This window comes from Variovorax boronicumulans, from assembly GCF_009811375.1.
GTDB lineage: Bacteria > Pseudomonadota > Gammaproteobacteria > Burkholderiales > Burkholderiaceae_C > Variovorax > Variovorax boronicumulans.
In genome coordinates, this window is the sequence record NZ_BKDH01000006.1 from 188734 (window position 1) to 205882 (window position 17149).

Below are 17149 nucleotides of genomic sequence, written 5' to 3' on the forward strand. Positions count from 1 at the left end.
AAAAATGAGGGCGCGTCGTCGCACAAGAAATAGTCAGCGGGCCGCTGTGAGTGCCCCACGCGATTCAACATCCAGCTCCACCGGCCATGTCGCCCTGGGCGCCAGCTTCAAGGCGACATAGCGCATCAGGCCCAGAGGCAACAGCAGCCAGCACACGGGCATCATCAGAAAGATGCTGGCGATCCATTCGACGATATGCATCTGCTGGCGATAGGCGCGGCCTTCTGTCGTCGGGTCCAGGAATGGCATGAAGAAGAAGAAGCAGCGCCGAAAACTCACGTCGTCAAGCCGTGGCGTCTGCGTCGGCAAGGCATCGGGGCCTTGCAGCATGTAGAGACGGCAGTAGTCCCACAGGCGCCGCATGTCGGCTTCATCCAGCGTGTTGCCGCCCAGCTGGATGCGGTCCAGCACTTCCAGCGTGCCCGGCTTGCAATGACTGAGAAACAACGCGTAGCGCACCGCGTAGGTGGTGCCGCTGTTGCCGGCCTGCCGGGTGATTTCGGCATGCACGTGGGCCCAATCGAAGACCTTGATGCTCTGGGGCCAACGGACCAGCGGGTTGGGTTTCCACTTGAATTCGTAGGCGTAGATTTTCCCTAGGGCGCGATTGAAGCGAACGGGCGTGTCGGAAGGAACCCTCGTGTCCAGACGAAAGAAGAACAAGGCAAACACGACGAGGATGTGGGCGATGGCCAGCAGCACCAGGCTCCAGAAATCGAACGGCGTGGACAACAGGAAATACAAATAGGCCGCCAGCGAAAAACATCCGGCCCAGATCCCCACGCCCCGCATCAGCGTCTCGGTGCGCGAGATCTCCAGGTAGTTCGCATCGACATGCCTGAGATTGCCGCACGTCGATGGCACGCCGCGCGCCGGCGCATCGCCGTCGGGCTGGTCTTCGAACCAGTGCGTCACCGGTGGCAGCAGGCGACCCTGCTTTTGCATCATGGCCGGTCAGTCCTCATCGGCCAGTTCGAACAGGGCATAGGCATCCGGGGACGCCACGTAGTCCTGCCAGTAGTCGATGCGCAGGTGCACTTTCTGGAAGTACTTGGTGCTGGCTTCCACCTCGCCGGTCAGCGTCTTCCTGGCCATATTCCAATCGGCCACGGGCTGATGCATCCAGTCGTCCGACTCCCGGCCATAGTCCTTCTTCCAGTCTTGCGACGGCAGGTGGGCAAGGTTCGGCGAGCGCAACTGAATCGCTTGGATCCAGCCCCGCTTTTTATGAAGCAGCGAGAGCGTGACCGCAAAGGCCGAGGTCTCCTGCTCGAATGCAGGCACGCGCACCATCATCTTGACCGTGTCATAGCCACGCACGGCGCCCACGCCCAGCCAGTCGTCGTTGTAGCCCACGCTGCCATCCAGGCCCAGTGCAATGGCGTTGAGGCCGGCCAGTTCGTCGGCGTGTTGCGCGTCGGTCCAGGCGCCTTCCGTGCGCTCGTGCTTGCCGAAGTAGCAGCGGTCCAGCCAGACCTCGGCCACGCTGCGCTCGGCATTGGCGGCGGCCATGGCGAACAGCACGCCGATGGCGACCAGCGCAATGGCCCAGCCGAAGGGCCCAAGCAGCGTGCCTGTCGCGAAGATGGCCGTCGATCCACTCAGGACAGCCGCCGTGCCCGTCACCGCTGCGGCAGTGAAGGCGAGTGCCGCGGCCGTGTGCAGTACTCTGGCCGTGTGGTCACCCTTGGCGCCGCTGCGCTGTGCCGCGTTGGCCTCGATCATGGCATCGAACATCGCTGCTCCCGCCGCGACCACGCTGCCGCGCAAGGCCCATTTCGCGCCCGAGAGCGCCAACGCGGTCCCTGCCTCCTGGCTCGATACCTTGGCTATCAGTTTCATGCCCTGCCCGAAGGCCTCGATGGTCGCGCCCGTGGTTCCCGTGACGGCCGAGGCCATCGCCATCTGGGCATCGGGCAGCCGCTCGCCGAACGCCTTGCGGTAGTCGTTCAACGACTGGCGAAGCACCCACCACTGGAAAAATGCCGTGCCGGCCGACCAGCCGATTTCGGTGCTGCCGGCCAGCAGGGTGCGGCTGCGGGTGAGCATGCCGCCGATCATTTCGTTGACCTCGTGGCCGCTGAAGCTGAGCCCTTGCGACAGCTCCGTCAGCAGTTGCTCGGCACGCACGCCCAGCGTCATCGTGCTGAGCCTGAGCTTGCCGACTTCCGCGGAGGCCATCCGGGCGGCCGTTTTTGCCTTCTCGGAGATCGTCTTGAGGCCGGATTTTTCACGCAGCCAGTTCTTGAGTTCCTCGCCCTTGAGAGAGGCGATCCGGGCCAGTTGCTCGCTTTCGATCACCAGGCAGAAGGTGACGGTCATGACGGTGTTGCGCGCCAGCGGGTTGCGGATGCGAAGCACCCCCATGCCGCCGACCAGGATCGAGCGCACCGCTTGCTTGCCCTGGAGATTCAGTGCCTTCGTGACCGCCTGCGCCTTGTTGAAGGCCTGCGTCGACAGCAGGTCGACGTATTCCTGCACGGTGATGTTGGCGGTGAAGATCAGGACGTCGACCTTGTCGTAGAGCTTGAAGGCCGCCGCCTGCGCACGCATGATGCCCTGATGGGCCGCTTCCTGGAGCTGGTCGCCGAGCCGGTTCATCGCCGTGGTGATCGCCAGCTTGGTCAGGCCCGCCGCCTGCTTGACCGGCGCGAGCAGGAACCGCTCGAACTCGTCGGAGCCGACCAGCCCCTTGACGGTGTCGTAGATCTTGTCGCCCTTCTTGACGTCGCCGCCGTCGGGCAATAGGTTGTCAAGGATTGCCTGGCGATTGCCGAACAGCGCGCGGTACACGGGGTTGTCGGGCGCTGCCGGCTGCTTTGCCAGCCATTCCTTCCACAAGATATAGCCGGCTGTGTTTTGCGCGGCGGCCGCGTTCTTGGTGGCTGTCGTCGCCGCCTTGCCGGCCGCCGAGGCAGTCCCCTTGCCCGTGACCGCGGCGGGGCCGGAGGCCTTCGGCGCGAGCAGCGACTCGACGATGCCGCCGGCCAGGCAGGGCGCAAAGGCCTTGACCAGTTCGGCCTGCTGTTCCGCGCTCTCGGGGTCGAAGTCGTCGAACCAGGTTTTCCACTGCGGGTCTCTCGCCCATGCGACCCAGTCGGTGTCGCAATTCTCGACCAGCGTCCAGAGCACGCGCAGCCCCTCATCGAACTTGTCCTGGAAGCTCTTGCGCTTGGCTTCGTCGTAGTTGCTTGCGAGCCGGCCCCACATCTGGCGGGCGTCGTCCGCCGCGCGCTGGGCGCGGGTGGTGGTGACCGTGGCGGTCTGCCCCCCCAGGTCGTCCGGGAAATGGTAGGTCTCGGTCTGTACGTCGGGCTTCTTGCTCGCCGCCTCCTGCACCTCGCGGGACTGCAAGGCGTTCTGTTCCGTCAAGGCCTTCAGACCCAGGATGGAACGCGAGATGGTGAGGGGCCGCTCCCAGATCGCGCAGTAGCTGCTGCGGCCTTCGACGAAATACAACCGGCTGGCATTGAGCTCCTGCACGATGCCGACGGCGTCGATCAGGGCCACGCCGGAGATCTTCTTGCCGCCGCTGGCTGCCTCGTACGCGGTGACGTAGTTGCCGGTCTCCGGCGCCTTGCCGATGCGCGCCGCGGTCAGCGGGGTGGCGTCTTCCCAGGTCAGGTTCAGCTTCTTCGCGGTGTAGACCTCGATGGCCTGGTAGGTCCGACGGCTGGTGAGTTCCGTCTGGTCGGCTGCGTATTCTTCGACGTGATCGTGCAGCATCTGCGCCGTGGGTGCGAAGGTGTGCGCCTGCCCGCCGGGTGTGCTGGCAAGCTTGGCCACGTCGAACACCTGCATCCGCTTTCCGGGATCTTTTTCGTAGCGGGTGCGCACGGCCTTCGTCCACGCGGCGGTGCTGAAGGCGATCCATATGTTGCCGCCCTTCTCGACCACCTTGGTCGGCAGGTGGATGAAGCTGGCAGGGATGCCGTCCCCTTTGCGTTCGCACTGCACGGACAGGTCGCGGTGCGTCTTGCAGTCGATGTCGTCGGGATCGGGCAGCAGTCGCAGGTAGCCGTTGGGCGTGACCGCATAGACGTGCCAATGCCCGGCCTTGCCGAAGTAGACGTAGACGAAGCCCTGGCGCAGCGTGCGCAGGGCGTAGCTGTGGTGGTTCAGCTTCTTGTCGTCGACCTTCTCCCCCAACTGCCCCGGATACTTCGCATAGCCGCGACCGCCACTGACATAGTTGTGCACCACCGCGTGCCGCAGAAGCAGCACAGGCAGCCCCAGGCGTTGGCAGAGCGGGCAATTGCCGCCGCCCGTGCAGCTGGCGACCTGCCGCGATGCGGCGTTGGCCTGGCGGACGCCGTGAGCGCCGCCTCTGGCCTTGACTCCCCTTGCTGTTGCATTCATGCCATGAACTCCTTGCTTGTCTTCGTGCCGACGTGTTCGCCGGCAGTGATGGCGATCCGGTGCAGCGTTTCGTCGTCCAGCGCGTCGAGCGCATCCGCCAGCGTGGACTCGCCGTTCGTTGCGCACTCGATGCATGCGGTGGCTGCCGGATGCCGATGCCACTGCGGGCCGATCCCGATGCTGTGCAGCGCAAAGCACAGCCGGTCTTCCAGCAGGATCAACCCCAGCACGTCCGCTTGCAGCAGGGCCTGATCGATGTGGCGCTCGGCATCGGCGGGAAGATCGATGTCGGCCTTGGTCAGGGCGAGCACCACCTGCCGCGCCTGCGGCACCCTTTGCTGCCGGGCCCAGTCCGCACCGGTCAATGCCCCGGCGACGGGCGCTTCGTTGTGTCCGGTGAACAAGGTTTCGTTCAGATGCCCGGCCAGGTCGATCCAGCTCCAGCTGTGCACGCCGGCCATCGCCGTACGTAGCCACGCGCGGGCATCTTCCGAAGCCATGAGCAACGCCCAGCGGTGCGGCTCGAACCAGGCGAGTGCACGCTGCTGCAGGAACGACATGCGTTGCTGCAAGGCGCGCTTCATTTGCCTGGCGATGTCCGCCGGGTCTCGGTCCGTCACCAGCCATCCGCAGACGTAAGCGCCGTTGATGCTGGTGCGACGTTCCAGCGCGTGGGCCACCGTCAGGTCGAGCAGGGGCCCGTCGATCCAGCCACTGCGATCGGGCGCGCGCAGCACCAGCAGTTGGGGCCACAGCTCGGGTGACGAAAGAAAGTCTTCGCGACGTACCGGCAGCCATTCGACGGGCGGTTGGCGCTGGGCGAGACGCGTCACATGCAGTGGGTCGTGAACCGCCACCGGATGGTTGGGATCGAGCAGCGCCAGCACCCACCGCGGCGCATCGGTATCAAGGTGAGGCCACAGCTGCTCCCGCAGTGCCTGCGCCACGGCGAGGTGCTCGCCCATCTCCGCCGCTTCGCTCATGTCTTCCATTCGCAGGGGTCCAGCGTGCCCGATGGCACCGCCGCTTGCGCCGCCGAGCCGGCCGGTCCGACAAAGTTATGCATCCCCCTGAACGTCACCTTCCCCGGCGCATGGATCTTGATGCTCGATCCTTCCAGCTTGATGTACGCCCCCGCGCTCGTCAGCAGCACGTGCTTGGGCGCTTCCACGGCCACGTCCTTCGCCGTGCTGGCGATCGTCACCTTCTTGTCCGCCGCGATCTTCGTGGCGCCAGCCTGGCTCTGCAGGCTCACCTTGCCGCTGGCCGCGTGCAGTGTGATGCCGCGCTCCTGGTTCGGCTCGCCGCCTTCACCGGCCTTCGCCCCGACTGTGTACAGGCTCGCCCCCTTGGCCACGCTCACCGCGATCTGCCCTTGCGCGGGCATGTCGACATCCTGGCTCGCGACGATCGCGGTGTGCTGCCCGCTCACGGCGATCACTTCCTTCGGCGTGACGAAGCCGATGCCCATCGGCGCGCTGAACTGCAGGTGCGGCTCGCTGTACGCGGTGACGCTGCCGTGGCCGCCTTCGGTGGCCTTGATGTCGCCGCCGCCTGAACCAGCGTTGCTGCCCGATGCCGCAGCACCACCTTCCTGCTTCGCCTCCAGCACTTCGGCCACATGCTTCAGCGCAGCAATCGCCGGCAGTTCGCCAGGAGCGCCTTCACCCTTGATCTGCGCCTTCTGCGTCTGCGCACTCTGGGCGAGTGAGGTGGCGAGTTCTTCCGCCTGTTTCGTCTGCTGCTGCGCTTCGCGGCTCGCCATGAACGCGCCCTTGGCGTTCGGCTGGGCATAGGCGCTCACGAGCAGGCCCGCGCCGGCGCGGATGGCGCCTTGCGCGGTGGTGGCCAGTTCGGCGCCGTGGCCGCGGCCCTTGCCGCGGGCGTTGTCGTCCTGCTGCTTGTGGTGGCCAAGGTGCAGGCGGCTGCTGGCCTGGGTGGTGGCCAGGCTGGTGCTGCCCTGGCCGGGGGTGTCGTCGAAGACGAGCTGGTTATAGCCCCCGTCGCCGCTCTGGCTGGCGCTCAGTTCCTGGGTCTTGATGCCGCTGAAGACGGCGTTGTGCGCGTGCTCCTTGGCGCCCTTGCCTTCGCCGGCGAACCACGCGGGCGCGTTGCCGGTGGACTGGGCGGCGCCCGCGGGTTTCTGGTTGTGCTGGGCGTCGACCTGGCCGGCGCCGTTGTACAGCGCGGCGACGACCACGGGGCGGTCGATGTCGCCGTGGTGGAATTCCACGAGCACTTCCTGGCCTACGCGCGGCAAGCTCATCTGGCCCCAGTTGTCGCCGGCGGCGCTGGCGGCCACGCGCACCCACGCGCCCAGGCGGTCGGCGGCGGGCGCGTTGTCCTGGCCGTCGGTGCGCGACTGGCGCGCGCTCGACGCACTGCCGCGCTGCCAGTGGAACTGCACCTTGATGCGGTGGTCGCGGTCGGTGTGCACCGGCGCGTCAGCACCGCCCACGCCGATGACGATGGCGCTCTGGCTGCCGTGCACGCTGGGCTTGGGATGGATGCGCTGGCCGTGGCCGTCCAGGCTCAGCGGCCGGTAGGGGATGGCCGCGCGCACGGTGGTGAATTCGTTGCGGTAGTGGGTGACGGCGTCTGCCTTTGCGTCGGCATTGCCGCTGTCGAGCTCGGTGGCGATGTCGGGCAAACCCAGTCGCTCGCCGATGCCGGTCTTCAGGTCTTCGTCGAAGTTGTTGCGTGCGATGTGGCGCACGGCCAGCACGGCGAAGCGGCGGTCCTGCTCGCTGTCCTTGTCGTGCTGCTCGTGTCCGCTCAGCGTGAACGTCGTGGCGGGCGCCAGGGTACGCACGGCGCTGCGGCCTTCGAAGCGCTTGTTGCGCAGCTCCAGCGCCTGCAGGGCGTTGGCGAGCAGGCGCTCGCCCTGCGCGGAGGTCTCCCAGCCGTAGGCGCCGGGGTCGTCGCTCCAGTGCAGGGTGCGCTGGCCCGCGGCGCGACTTTGCTGTTGCACGGGGCGTGCGTTCACGCTCTTGTAGTCCCAGCTTTGCTGCGCGAGGCTGTTGGTCTGCAGCTGGCGATGGCCGCGCCACTGCTGGATGGTGTCTTCGCGCTCGCTGGCATCGGCGCGGTGGAAACGAATGGTGGGCTGGGCATTGGCGCGAAAGGCGCCGTTGTGGTCGGCGATGACGAGGGTGTGGCTGCCCAGCGCACCGTCCTTGCCCGTGGCGTGTTCGAACCAGTAGCACAGGCCCTCTTCCGCCAGCAGCCGCGCGACGAAGTCGAAGTCGCTTTCCTGGTACTGGGTGGTGATGCCGCGCACGGGGTAGATGTCGCGCTGGGCGATCTCCCAGCGCCATTGGGGCACGAGCTGGCCCTGGCTCTGGCAGCGACTGAACACGGCATCGACGATGTCGAACACGTTCTGGTGCTGGAACAGGCAGCTGTCCTGGCGATAGCGCAGGAAGGCCATCCATGGCTCGATGACGAGCCGGTAGCGCGCCATGCCGCCGTTGCTCGACACGCACTCGGCCTCGCTCACATGGCCGTGGAAGGGGCGCAGCTCGGTGCGGCTTTGCGCGGTCTGCAGATCGAGCCGCACACCCTGACCGATGAGGGTCTTGAGTTCGATGTGCGCGTCGTCGCTCAGCGCGGTGAGCTCGAAGCGAAAGCCGCCGCCGTCAATGCACTCCACGCCGTCCAGGCGCTCGGCCAGCAGCTTGTTCTCGCCCAGCGGCGTGTGCAGCACCAGCAGGCGATCGCGCTGCGTGGTGCCCGCGCGCATGAGCCCGCCGAGCGAGGCCGATGTGAAGGTCGTCGTCATTGTTTTTGTTCTCCCGTGGGCACGCGCGGCGGCTGCGCCTAGGTGATCCGGTAGCGGAACTCGCCGCCCTTGCCGCAGCTGGCCTTGATCTTGGCCAGCGGCGTCTCGTCGGCCATGCGCGTGAGCACGGCCTCGGCGATCTCGGGCAGCAAGGTGCCGTTGAGGATGTGGTCGACGTTGCGCGCGCCCGAGTCGACCTCGGTGCAGCGTGCGAGCACGGCCTCCACCAGCGCGTCGTCCCACTCGAACACCGCCTTGTGGTTGGTCGCGATGCGGTCGCGGATGCGGCCCAGCTTGAGCGCGATGATCTGCTCGAGCACCGCATCAGTGATCGGATAGAACGGCGCCACCTTCATGCGGCCGAGAAAGGCCGGCTTGAAGGCCTTCATGAGCACGGGGCGCAGCGCGTCGGCCAGCGCGTCGGGCGCGGGGCGCTCGTCGTCGGCCTTGTTCAGGCACGCCTGCATGATCTGCGACGAACCGATGTTCGAGGTGAGGATGATCAACGTGTTGCGGAAGTCGATCTCTCGGCCTTCGGCGTCGTCCATCATGCCTTTGTCGAACACCTGGAAGAACATCTCGAGCACGTCGGGGTGGGCCTTCTCGACCTCGTCGAGCAGCACCACGCTGTAGGGCTGGCGGCGCACGGCCTCGGTGAGCACACCGCCTTCGCCATACCCCACATAACCGGGCGGCGAGCCCTTCAGGCCCGAGACGCTGTGCGCCTCCTGGTACTCGCTCATGTTGATGGTGATGAGCTTCTTCTCGCCGCCATACAGGATGTCGGCCAGCGCGAGCGCGGTCTCGGTCTTGCCGACGCCCGAGGGGCCGACGAACATGAACACGCCGCGCGGCTTGTTGGGGTCTTCCAGGCGCGCGCTGGCGGTGCGCACGCGCTGGGCCACGGCGGCGAGCGCGTGGTCCTGGCCGATCACGCGCTCGGCCAGCAGGGTGTCGAGGGCGCGCACGGTCTTGATCTCGTCCTTGACCATGCGACCGAGCGGCACGCCGGTCCATGCGGAGACGATCTCGGCGACGACGTGGCCGTCGACCTGCAGCGGCACCATCGGCGTCGTGCCTTGCAGTGCGCGCAGTTCGGTGAGCAGGGCATCGAGTTCGTCGCGTGCGGGGTCGGCGGCGGCAGCGGTTTTCTTGCGGCTGGCGGCGCGGGCCGGCGCTTTCTCCGCCACGGCGGGTGCGGCCTCGGACTGCTGCGCGGCCGACTCGTCGCGTTGTGCACGCAGCGCGCGGATGCGTTCGACCAGCGCGTTCTCTTCGGCCAGGCGTTGCTGGCTCGCGGCCAGCTCGGCCTGCAGTGCGCTCTTCTGTTCCGCCAGTTCGGCCAGGCGCGCTTCATGGCGCCCGCCGGCCGCGGTGTCGCGCACCAGCGCAGCGCTCTCGGCCTCGATGCGTTCAAGGCCGCGGTTCGCTTCCTCGATCAACGCCGGCGTCGCGCTCTGGCCGAGCGCGACCTTCGCGCACGCGGTGTCGAGCACACTCACCGCCTTGTCGGGCAGTTGCCGCCCGCTGATGTAGCGGTGCGACAGGCGAACGGCCTCGGTGATGGCTTCGTCGAGCACGCGGATGTTGAAGTGCTTCTCCATCAGCGGCACCATGCCGCGCAGCATCGCGGCGGCCAGCGTCTCGCTGGGCTCCTCGACCTTCACGACCTGGAAGCGCCGCGCAAGCGCCGCGTCCTTCTCGAAGTATTTCTTGTACTCGCCCCAGGTGGTGGCGGCGATGGTGCGCAGCTCGCCGCGCGCGAGCGCGGGCTTGAGCAGGTTGGCCGCATCGCTCTGCCCGGCCTGGCCGCCCGCGCCGATCATGGTGTGGGCCTCGTCGATGAAGAGCACGATGGGGTGCGGGCTCTTCTTCACTTCGGCGATCACGTTCTTCAGGCGGTTCTCGAACTCGCCCTTCACGCTGGCACCGGCCTGCAGCAGGCCCATGTCCAGCGTGTGCAGCGCCACGGCGCGCAGCGACTCGGGCACGTCCTGCGCGGCGATGCGCAGTGCCAGCCCTTCGACCACGGCCGTCTTGCCGACGCCGGCTTCGCCCGTGAGGATGGGGTTGTTCTGGCGCCGGCGCATCAGGATGTCGATGACCTGGCGGATCTCGGTGTCACGGCCGATGACCGGGTCGAGCGCGCCGTCTTTCGCGCGCTGCGTGAGGTTGGTGGTGAACTGGTCGAGCGCGGGCGTCTTGCCGGGCACGCCCGCGGCCAGCGGGTCGGCCGCCGGTTGCTGCGCATCGCCTTCGGCGGCCTCGCCCGAGGCGCCGGCTTCCGCCGCTTCGCTCGACCCGTCGGTGAGCTTGTCGAAGTCGTGCTTCAGGTCTTCGAGGCGGATCTTCGCGAACAACGGCGAGCCGCGCTGCGCCAGCTGCGCGAGGTCGGGCTGCGTGAGCAGTGCGAGCAGCAGGTGGCCCGAGCGGATCTGCGCCGCATGCGCGTCGAGCGAGGCCAAGAGCCACGCCTGCTGGAACAGCTGCTGCAGGTGCTGCGAGAACACCGGCGTGCGCGTGTTGCCGTTCTTGAAGGTCTGGATCTCGCGCTCCAGGTCCGACTGGATCGCGGTGGCGCTGATGCGGTTGGCACGCAGCACGCGCGCGAGGTCGTTGTCGGTCTGCTCCAGCAGCGCCAGGAACAGGTGCTCCAGGTCGACCTCGTAGTGGCCGTGGGCCAGGCACAGGTTGGCAGCGCGCTGCGTGGCCATGCGTGCGCTGGCGTTGAGCTTGGTGATCAGTGTCTTCAGCGAGGTGCTCATGAGCGGTGGTGTTGTTCTGTCGGTCGTGTTCGTTGAAAGGGTCACTGCAGGGGCTGAAGCTCGTACTGCGTGTCGCTGCGGTCGCCCTCGGCCTCGCGGGTGGTGATGAAGCTGTCCCAGCCGAGGTGGCTGCCACCGCTGTCGCTGAGCTGCACGGCGGCCACTTCTTCGCGCGCCAGGATCAGGCGCACTTCGTATTCGCAGGTCACGCCGGCCAGCAACGCCAGCATTTTTTCGAGCGCCTTCGCATGCGCGCGGCCCGGAAAGAACTCGCGCAGCGCGCTGCGCTTGAGCGGGCCGATCCACAGGCGGATGCGCAGGTCGCGCTGCCAGATGCGCTCGCCGGCCATCGCGTTCTGGCCCAGGCTCACGTTGCCTTCGCCGAGCCTGGAGCGCTGCTGCACGGGCATGTCGTACCACTTGCCCAGGAACTGCTCGATGCGGATGTGGCTGCGGAAGTAATCGGACAGCACGCGCTGCAGGTACGCCGCCGACATCGGCCGGTGACGCACCGCGGCGGCGTAGCCGGCCACGGTCTCGTCGAACACGGTGCCCGTGCCGTCGGTCAGCGGGTCGCGCTGGGCCGTGTGCTCCAGCCCGGCCATCGACAGCAGCACCGGCAGGTAGGCGCGGCTGCGCTCGTGCTCGTAGTGCAGCGGCAGGCGGTACTTGCGCCAGGCCGCATAGAAGAGCGCGGCGGCGCGGTTGCTGAACACGTCCAGAAAGGCGCGCGCCGAACTGTCGCGCAGATGCTGCTCGCGGCGCATCAGCATCTCGGTGTAGACGATGGGCAAGGCGCCCGACACGCCCAGCATGCCGAAAGACGCGGGCGTGAGTTCGATGCGGCTCAGGCCGTGCTCGTCCTCATGCGGCAGCGGCGGCTCGCACAGCTGCGCGCCCGACATCAGCTCGCCCACGGCGTCGCGCACCGCCAGCGCCTCGATCTCGCTGGGCGGGAAGTTCAGGCTCGTGGAGCTGCGAAAGCGCACCCAGCGCGGCACCATGCGCTCGCCGGGCACCAGGCGCTGGTGCACGTCGCGCTCCTGCCGCTTGAGCAGCATGAGCTCGATCAGCCGCACCGCCTGGAAAAACTCGAAGCGGTAGGGTTCGCGCAGCAGCCTTTCGGCTACAGGAGGATCGATTCGCCGCTGCGGGGCTTGCATCGCACCAGCTCCTCCTTGTCGCGCGCCGAAACGATCACCAACTGGGTGAAGCTGTTCAGGTGCACATAGAGACCGAAGAAATGGTCCATCACGCGGGCAAAGGCCTGCAGGCTGCTGCCCACGAAGCCGGTCTCATCGACCGTGAGCTTGAGCTCGATGCCCCGCACGAAGGTCGCGAAGGGCTTGCCCGGCAACCACTGGGTGGTGGCCTGCTGCTCGATCGCGGTGATGGCCTCGATCTGCCGCGCCGACACGGCCGAGCGGCCCAGGTCGTACAGCCGCAGCATTTCCTTCAACGCCGGCAGCCCGCTGTTGGCCAGCGACAGGTGGTTGAGCGACAGGTGCGACACCAGCCGCCACTGCACGCCCTTGCCGCGCGGCATGCGCAGCGTCTGCGTCGGGCGGCGCAGCATGCGGATCGAGCGCGCCACCGAGTTGCCCTCGATGAACAGGTCGCCGCCGGGCAGGCCAAAGGCCAGCGAATGCGGCAGGTCGCGGTTGGTGCAGGTGAGGTCGATGCTCAGCGTCTCGGTTTGCGGCAGCGAGGGCTGGAAGTCGATGTCGACGATCGAGAGCTCGGTCTCGTAGCCCGGGCTGCGCTGCGCCACGAGTTCGTTGCGCCGCGCAAACCAGTAGTGCTCGGCCTCCTTCGGATGCTCGCCGTGGTGCAGCGAGTAGAAGGGCCGGAACTCGATGTAGGCGTCGCCCTCGGCGGTCTGCTTCACGAGCTTGACCGAGTCGATGCTGTAGACCTCGAAGCCGAAGGCGCGGCGCGCATCGGCCACCACGGGGTACGCGGCGGCGGCGTGCGTGACGCGGATCGGGTCGCTGCGCTGCTTGAAGAGGTTGATGACGGGCGTGCAGCCCAGGCGCAGGTTGCGGCTGGACACGCCCTCGAGCAGCCGCGCCGTGGGCGAATCGGCACGCACGCCGGTCATCACGAGGTGCAGCGTGATCGAGCGGCACGAGCCGATGTGGCGCAGCGCGTTCGCCAGGTCGATGTCGACGAAGTTGAACTTCTCGGGGAACGCGAAGTACTCGCTGAGCAGGCGGTACGCGGGGTGCGAGCGCGCCGGCAGTTCGATGAGCGCATCGGCCTCCTCGAAGCCGACGGGGTGCAGCGCCTCGCCCTGCACGAGCGTCCACTTGCCGCTGCGCTCGGGCTCCACGAAGACGGCGGCCGTCTTCAAAAAGATGGCGTCGGCCAGCGCCGTGGCCAGCGAGGGCTCGGCGTCGATGAAGGTGCGCAGGCGCGCCAGCGTGAGCGCCAGGGTGCCGAGCGACTTCTGCTCGCCGGTGGCCTCGAGCGTGACCGACAGGCAGCCCGTGGCGTTGCGCGGCAGCGAAGCCTGCGCGGGCGCATTCACCACCGAGTGATAGACCACGTTCGACACCTGCACCGCCGCCAGCGTGACGTCGTACACGCTGCGAAAGCGGCAGGCGCCGCCGCGCACCGGCTGCGAGGTGAGCTCGGTGCCGCGCGCGATGGTGACGGGCTTGCTGAGCTTGGCGAGCGCCGCGCCGCCGGCGTCGAACTGCGCGATGGAGCACGACGGAAAGGGCCGCAGGTAGTGCGGGTACATCACCTCGAGCAGCGCTTCGGTGAGCTCGGGGTAGTCGTCGTCGAGCTTCTTGCTGATGCGGGCCGTGAGCAACGCGAACGACTGGATCATGCGTTCGACGTGCGGGTCTTCGCTGGCGTCGGCCGAGATGGCCAGGCGCGCGGCGATCTTCGGGTAGCCCTTGGCGAACTCCTGCGAGTAGCCGCGCAGGAAGGCCAGCTCGCGTTCGTAGAAGGGCAGCAACTCGTCCATGGTGGGCGTCGGGGTCCGGCGTGGCGCTAGGCGTACCGGCTCTTGCCGGTGCCGCGGGTGATGGAGTACTGCAGCGTCGTGGGCTGCAGCATGGCGTCGAAGTTCACCGGCTCGGCCAGCTCGGGCAGCACGAGCAGGGCGGTGATTCCGAAATAGAGCATGTGGGTGCTGGCCTGGCCGTCGACCTCGAGCGACACCGAGACATCGCGCAGGCGCGACTCGTGGCGGGCGATGGCCTGCTCCAGCGAGCGGCAGATGAACGAACGGTCGTAGTGGCTGGCCAGGCTCAGGCCCGAGAAATCGCTCAGGCCGTAGGTCATGACGGAACGCCGGCACTCGGGGTAGGCCTGGAGCTTGGCGTCGTCGAAGACCATGCGCGTGTTGAGCAGGGATTCGAGGTCGCGTGCGACCACGTTCTTGACCTCGTCAAGCGACAAGTGCCGCAGCACCGGCGAGGCCGGCCCGCGCCAGTCGTCATCGAACAGCTTGTCGAGCAGGCCCGGTTCGAATCCTGTCATGGGTCACTCCCTGTCTCTCGCGTCGGACAACGGGCACGGCGCCGCGCGAGGGGCGCGGCGCCAAAAAGAAACCGCGGCCTGCGCCGCGGTCGTCATTGCCCGACTGGCGTCAGACCGAGTAGGTCTTGTCGTTCTTCGTGAGGCTCCAGGCGCCTTGCGAGTTGCCGCCCTGGTTGCCGCCGATCTTCTGCTGCGTGTACTTCCACTGCACGGCGGCGTACTTCAGCGAGAAGGTCTCGCTCGGCACGCTGGCCACGTCGGTGCTCACGACCTTCGGGTTCACGCTGGCGATCAGCACGTACTTGAGCTTGATCTCCATGTACTGCACACGCTTGCCTTCGCCGTCGGCACGGTAGAACTGCACCGTGACTTCGTCGAAGGTGGTGCCGCCCGACGCGTGCTGGTACAGCAGCGGGCTGACGACGTCCATGTCCTTCGTGAAGATCATCTCGCCGTGCTCGCAGCGCTCGGCGGTGTGGCCGCCGGCGGTCGACGCGGTGGCCGAGCGCGGTTGCACGATGCTGTGCTGCCACGAGCTGACTTCGATCCAGTCCTTGTGGTCCTTGTCCTGCGACTCGCCGTTGATGGCCGGGCTGCCGAACTTGACGTAGATATCTTTCATGTTTCTTCCCCTTCTTGATTGATTGATTACTGACAGTTAACGTGTTGCAGCACGGCCCCTCGGCCGCGCACCCGATCTGCCTCCTTACTTATTCACTGACTTCGGCAGATCGGCGACCAAGCGCAGTGAAATAGACAGTTCATCCAGCTGGAAGTGCGGGCGCAGGAACGCGACCGCGCGGTACACGCCGGGCCGCCCGGGCACTTCGCCGACCTGGATGGCGGCTTCGCGCAGCGGGAACTGGGCCTTCTGTTCCTGCGTCGCGTTGTCGTCGAGCAGCACGTACTGCGCGATCCAGCGGTTCAGGAACTGTTCGACGTTGTGCGCCGAGGCAAAGCTGCCGATCTTGTCGCGCATCATGGCCTTGAGGTAGTGCGCGATGCGCGACACCGAGAAGATGTACTGCAGCTGCGCCGACAGCACCGCGTTGGCGTTGGCGCTGTCGGTGTTGTACTTCTTGGCCTTCTGCAGCGACTGCGCGCCGAAGAACGCCGCGTAGTCGGAGTTCTTGCAGTGCACGAGCGGAATGAAGCCCAGGTCGCTGAGCTCCTTTTCGCGCCGGTCGGTGATGGCAATCTCGGTCGGGCACTTCAGGGCGATCTCGCCTTCGTCGGTCTTGAAGGTGTGCGTGGGCAGGTCTTCGACCAGGCCGCCACCTTCCACGCCGCGGATGGCCGCGCACCAGCCGAAGTCGTCGAATGCGGCCGTCAGGCGCGTGGCGAAGGCCCAGGCGGCGTTGCACCAGAGGTACTTGGCGTGGTCGGTGCCGTCGACGTCCTCGACGAAGTTGAAGCTGTCGACCACCGTGCCTTCGCGCGGGTGGTAGGGCAGGCGCCCGAGGAAGCGCGGCAGCGTGAGGCCGACGTAGCGCGAGTCTTCCGAATCGCGGAACGACTTCCACTTGGCGTACTCGACGGTGTCGAACACCTTGGCCATGTCGCGCGGCTTGCCCAGGTCGGCAAAGCTCTCCAGGCCCAGCAGCTCGGGCGAGGCCGCGCCGATGAAGGGCGCGTGGGCGGCGGCCGCCACGTGCGCCATCTGGTCCAGGAAGTACATGTCTTCGGGCTGGCGCGTGACGTCGAAGTCGCCCACCAGCGCGCCGAACGGCGCACCGCCGAAGGTGCCGAACTCTTCTTCGTAGACCTTCTTGAACATCGCGCTCTGGTCGAACTCGACGGCGGCCTTGAAGTCGCGGATCAGGTCACGCTTGGTGGCGTTGATGACCTTGATCTTCAGCATCGTGCCGGTCGGCGTTTCCTTGACCAGGTACTCCAGGCCGCGCCAGGTGCTCTCCAGCTTCTGGAACTCGGGCGCGTGCATCACGGCGCTGAGCTGGGCGGAGATGAGCGCGTCCAGGTCGGCCACGCGCGCGTCGATCATGGCCGACACGTTGTCGGAGACGATCACCGAGCCTTCGAGGACCTGGCTGACGAGTTCGCCGATGAGGTCCTTGGTGCGCGTGTGCTCCACGTCGGACTTGGCGACCTTGCTCTTCTCGACGATCTGGTCGAGCAGGTCGACCGAGGCCTCGGACGAAGCGGCACCGCTCGATGCCGAAAGTGCTTGCGCGGTCATGTTCAGCTTTCGTCCTTCTTGCCGGCGCTCTGTCCCAGGCGCTGGAGTTGCTCGGTGTTGTTCAGCACGTCGGCCAGCAGGTCTTCGAGCTTGCTGTTGCCGGCCATCTTGTTGCGCAGGTCGGCCAGCTTGGTGCGCGCGTCGAGCAGGCGCTTGAGCGGCTCGATCTGCTCGACGACGGCTTCGGGCGAGAAGGCGTCCATCGAGTTGAAGGTGAGGTCGACACCGAAGCTGCCGCCGCGTCCGTCCAGCTTGTTCGGCACCTGGAAGGCGGCACGCGGGGCCACGCCCTTCATGACGTCGTCCATGTTGTCGCGGTCGATGTTGACGAACTTGCGGTCCTTGAGCTTGGGCTGCTCGACCTCGGACTGGCCCGCCAGGTCGGCGATCACGCCGACGACGAAAGGCAATTCCTTTTTCTCGATGGCGTCACCGAGTTCCACGTCGTACGTGAGTTGCACGCGCGGCGGGCGCACTTTTTGGAGACGCTTCTGCACGCTCTGTCTTTTGGTCGCCATAAGCTTCAATACCTTCGCAATAGGACTGAGAAAC

11 protein-coding genes are annotated in these 17149 nt (G+C 66.9%); all 11 read right to left on the reverse strand.

The window, feature by feature from the left end; translation table 11 throughout:
• Window positions 1-33: 33 nt before the first annotated feature.
• Window positions 34-948 (reverse strand): DUF6708 domain-containing protein, encoded by a 915-nt coding sequence (locus VHAB30_RS29925; RefSeq protein ID WP_159279604.1) that lies wholly within the window; start codon window positions 946-948, stop codon window positions 34-36.
• A 6-nt stretch (window positions 949-954) separates the two neighbouring features.
• Window positions 955-4359 (reverse strand): T6SS effector BTH_I2691 family protein, encoded by a 3405-nt coding sequence (locus VHAB30_RS29930; RefSeq protein WP_159279605.1) that lies wholly within the window; start codon window positions 4357-4359, stop codon window positions 955-957.
• Entirely contained in the window at window positions 4356-5351 is a 996-nt protein-coding gene (locus VHAB30_RS29935; protein ID WP_159279606.1) for a hypothetical protein, read from the reverse strand. The genes VHAB30_RS29930 and VHAB30_RS29935 overlap by 4 nt, the downstream gene beginning before the upstream one ends.
• Window positions 5339-8140, reverse strand: a complete 2802-nt coding sequence (locus tag VHAB30_RS29940) for a type VI secretion system Vgr family protein (protein WP_159279607.1) — start codon at window positions 8138-8140, stop codon at window positions 5339-5341. The genes VHAB30_RS29935 and VHAB30_RS29940 overlap by 13 nt, the downstream gene beginning before the upstream one ends.
• Before the next feature lie 38 nt (window positions 8141-8178).
• A complete protein-coding gene (gene tssH, locus VHAB30_RS29945) occupies window positions 8179-10905 on the reverse strand; it encodes a type VI secretion system ATPase TssH (protein ID WP_159279608.1) in 2727 nt (908 codons plus the stop codon).
• 41 nt (window positions 10906-10946) lie between these two features.
• Complete coding sequence (gene tssG / locus VHAB30_RS29950; RefSeq protein ID WP_159279609.1) at window positions 10947-12068, reverse strand: type VI secretion system baseplate subunit TssG; 1122 nt, start codon at window positions 12066-12068, stop codon at window positions 10947-10949.
• Complete coding sequence (gene tssF / locus VHAB30_RS29955; RefSeq protein WP_159279610.1) at window positions 12032-13882, reverse strand: type VI secretion system baseplate subunit TssF; 1851 nt, start codon at window positions 13880-13882, stop codon at window positions 12032-12034. The genes tssG and tssF overlap by 37 nt, the downstream gene beginning before the upstream one ends.
• Before the next feature lie 26 nt (window positions 13883-13908).
• The gene (gene tssE / locus VHAB30_RS29960; RefSeq protein WP_062474770.1) at window positions 13909-14400 is read right to left on the reverse strand and encodes a type VI secretion system baseplate subunit TssE; all 492 of its coding nucleotides are present in this window, start codon (window positions 14398-14400) and stop codon (window positions 13909-13911) included.
• Between the two features lie 109 nt (window positions 14401-14509).
• Window positions 14510-15022 (reverse strand): Hcp family type VI secretion system effector, encoded by a 513-nt coding sequence (locus VHAB30_RS29965; protein ID WP_062474768.1) that lies wholly within the window; start codon window positions 15020-15022, stop codon window positions 14510-14512.
• An 84-nt stretch (window positions 15023-15106) separates the two neighbouring features.
• On the reverse strand, window positions 15107-16597 hold the full coding sequence (tssC, locus tag VHAB30_RS29970) for a type VI secretion system contractile sheath large subunit (protein ID WP_062474765.1): 1491 nt from the start codon (window positions 16595-16597) through the stop codon (window positions 15107-15109).
• A 2-nt stretch (window positions 16598-16599) separates the two neighbouring features.
• Window positions 16600-17115 carry a type VI secretion system contractile sheath small subunit gene (gene tssB / locus VHAB30_RS29975; RefSeq protein ID WP_070062960.1) on the reverse strand — a complete coding sequence of 172 codons (516 nt, stop codon included), beginning with the start codon at window positions 17113-17115 and terminating at the stop codon, window positions 16600-16602.
• Between the last annotated feature and the right edge of the window lie 34 nt (window positions 17116-17149).

What these genes read in the sequence shown, in the direction of transcription:
- tssE (WP_062474770.1), bottom strand. Translation starts at nt 14,400, where the DNA reads ATGACAGGATTCGAACCGGGCCTGCTCGACAAGCTGTTCGATGACGAC.
- tssH (WP_159279608.1), bottom strand. Translation starts at nt 10,905, where the DNA reads ATGAGCACCTCGCTGAAGACACTGATCACCAAGCTCAACGCCAGCGCA.
- tssC (WP_062474765.1), bottom strand. Translation starts at nt 16,597, where the DNA reads ATGACCGCGCAAGCACTTTCGGCATCGAGCGGTGCCGCTTCGTCCGAG.
- tssG (WP_159279609.1), bottom strand. Translation starts at nt 12,068, where the DNA reads ATGCAAGCCCCGCAGCGGCGAATCGATCCTCCTGTAGCCGAAAGGCTG.
- tssB (WP_070062960.1), bottom strand. Translation starts at nt 17,115, where the DNA reads ATGGCGACCAAAAGACAGAGCGTGCAGAAGCGTCTCCAAAAAGTGCGC.
- VHAB30_RS29935 (WP_159279606.1), bottom strand. Translation starts at nt 5,351, where the DNA reads ATGGAAGACATGAGCGAAGCGGCGGAGATGGGCGAGCACCTCGCCGTG.
- tssF (WP_159279610.1), bottom strand. Translation starts at nt 13,882, where the DNA reads ATGGACGAGTTGCTGCCCTTCTACGAACGCGAGCTGGCCTTCCTGCGC.
- VHAB30_RS29930 (WP_159279605.1), bottom strand. Translation starts at nt 4,359, where the DNA reads ATGAATGCAACAGCAAGGGGAGTCAAGGCCAGAGGCGGCGCTCACGGC.
- VHAB30_RS29925 (WP_159279604.1), bottom strand. Translation starts at nt 948, where the DNA reads ATGATGCAAAAGCAGGGTCGCCTGCTGCCACCGGTGACGCACTGGTTC.
- VHAB30_RS29965 (WP_062474768.1), bottom strand. Translation starts at nt 15,022, where the DNA reads ATGAAAGATATCTACGTCAAGTTCGGCAGCCCGGCCATCAACGGCGAG.
- VHAB30_RS29940 (WP_159279607.1), bottom strand. Translation starts at nt 8,140, where the DNA reads ATGACGACGACCTTCACATCGGCCTCGCTCGGCGGGCTCATGCGCGCG.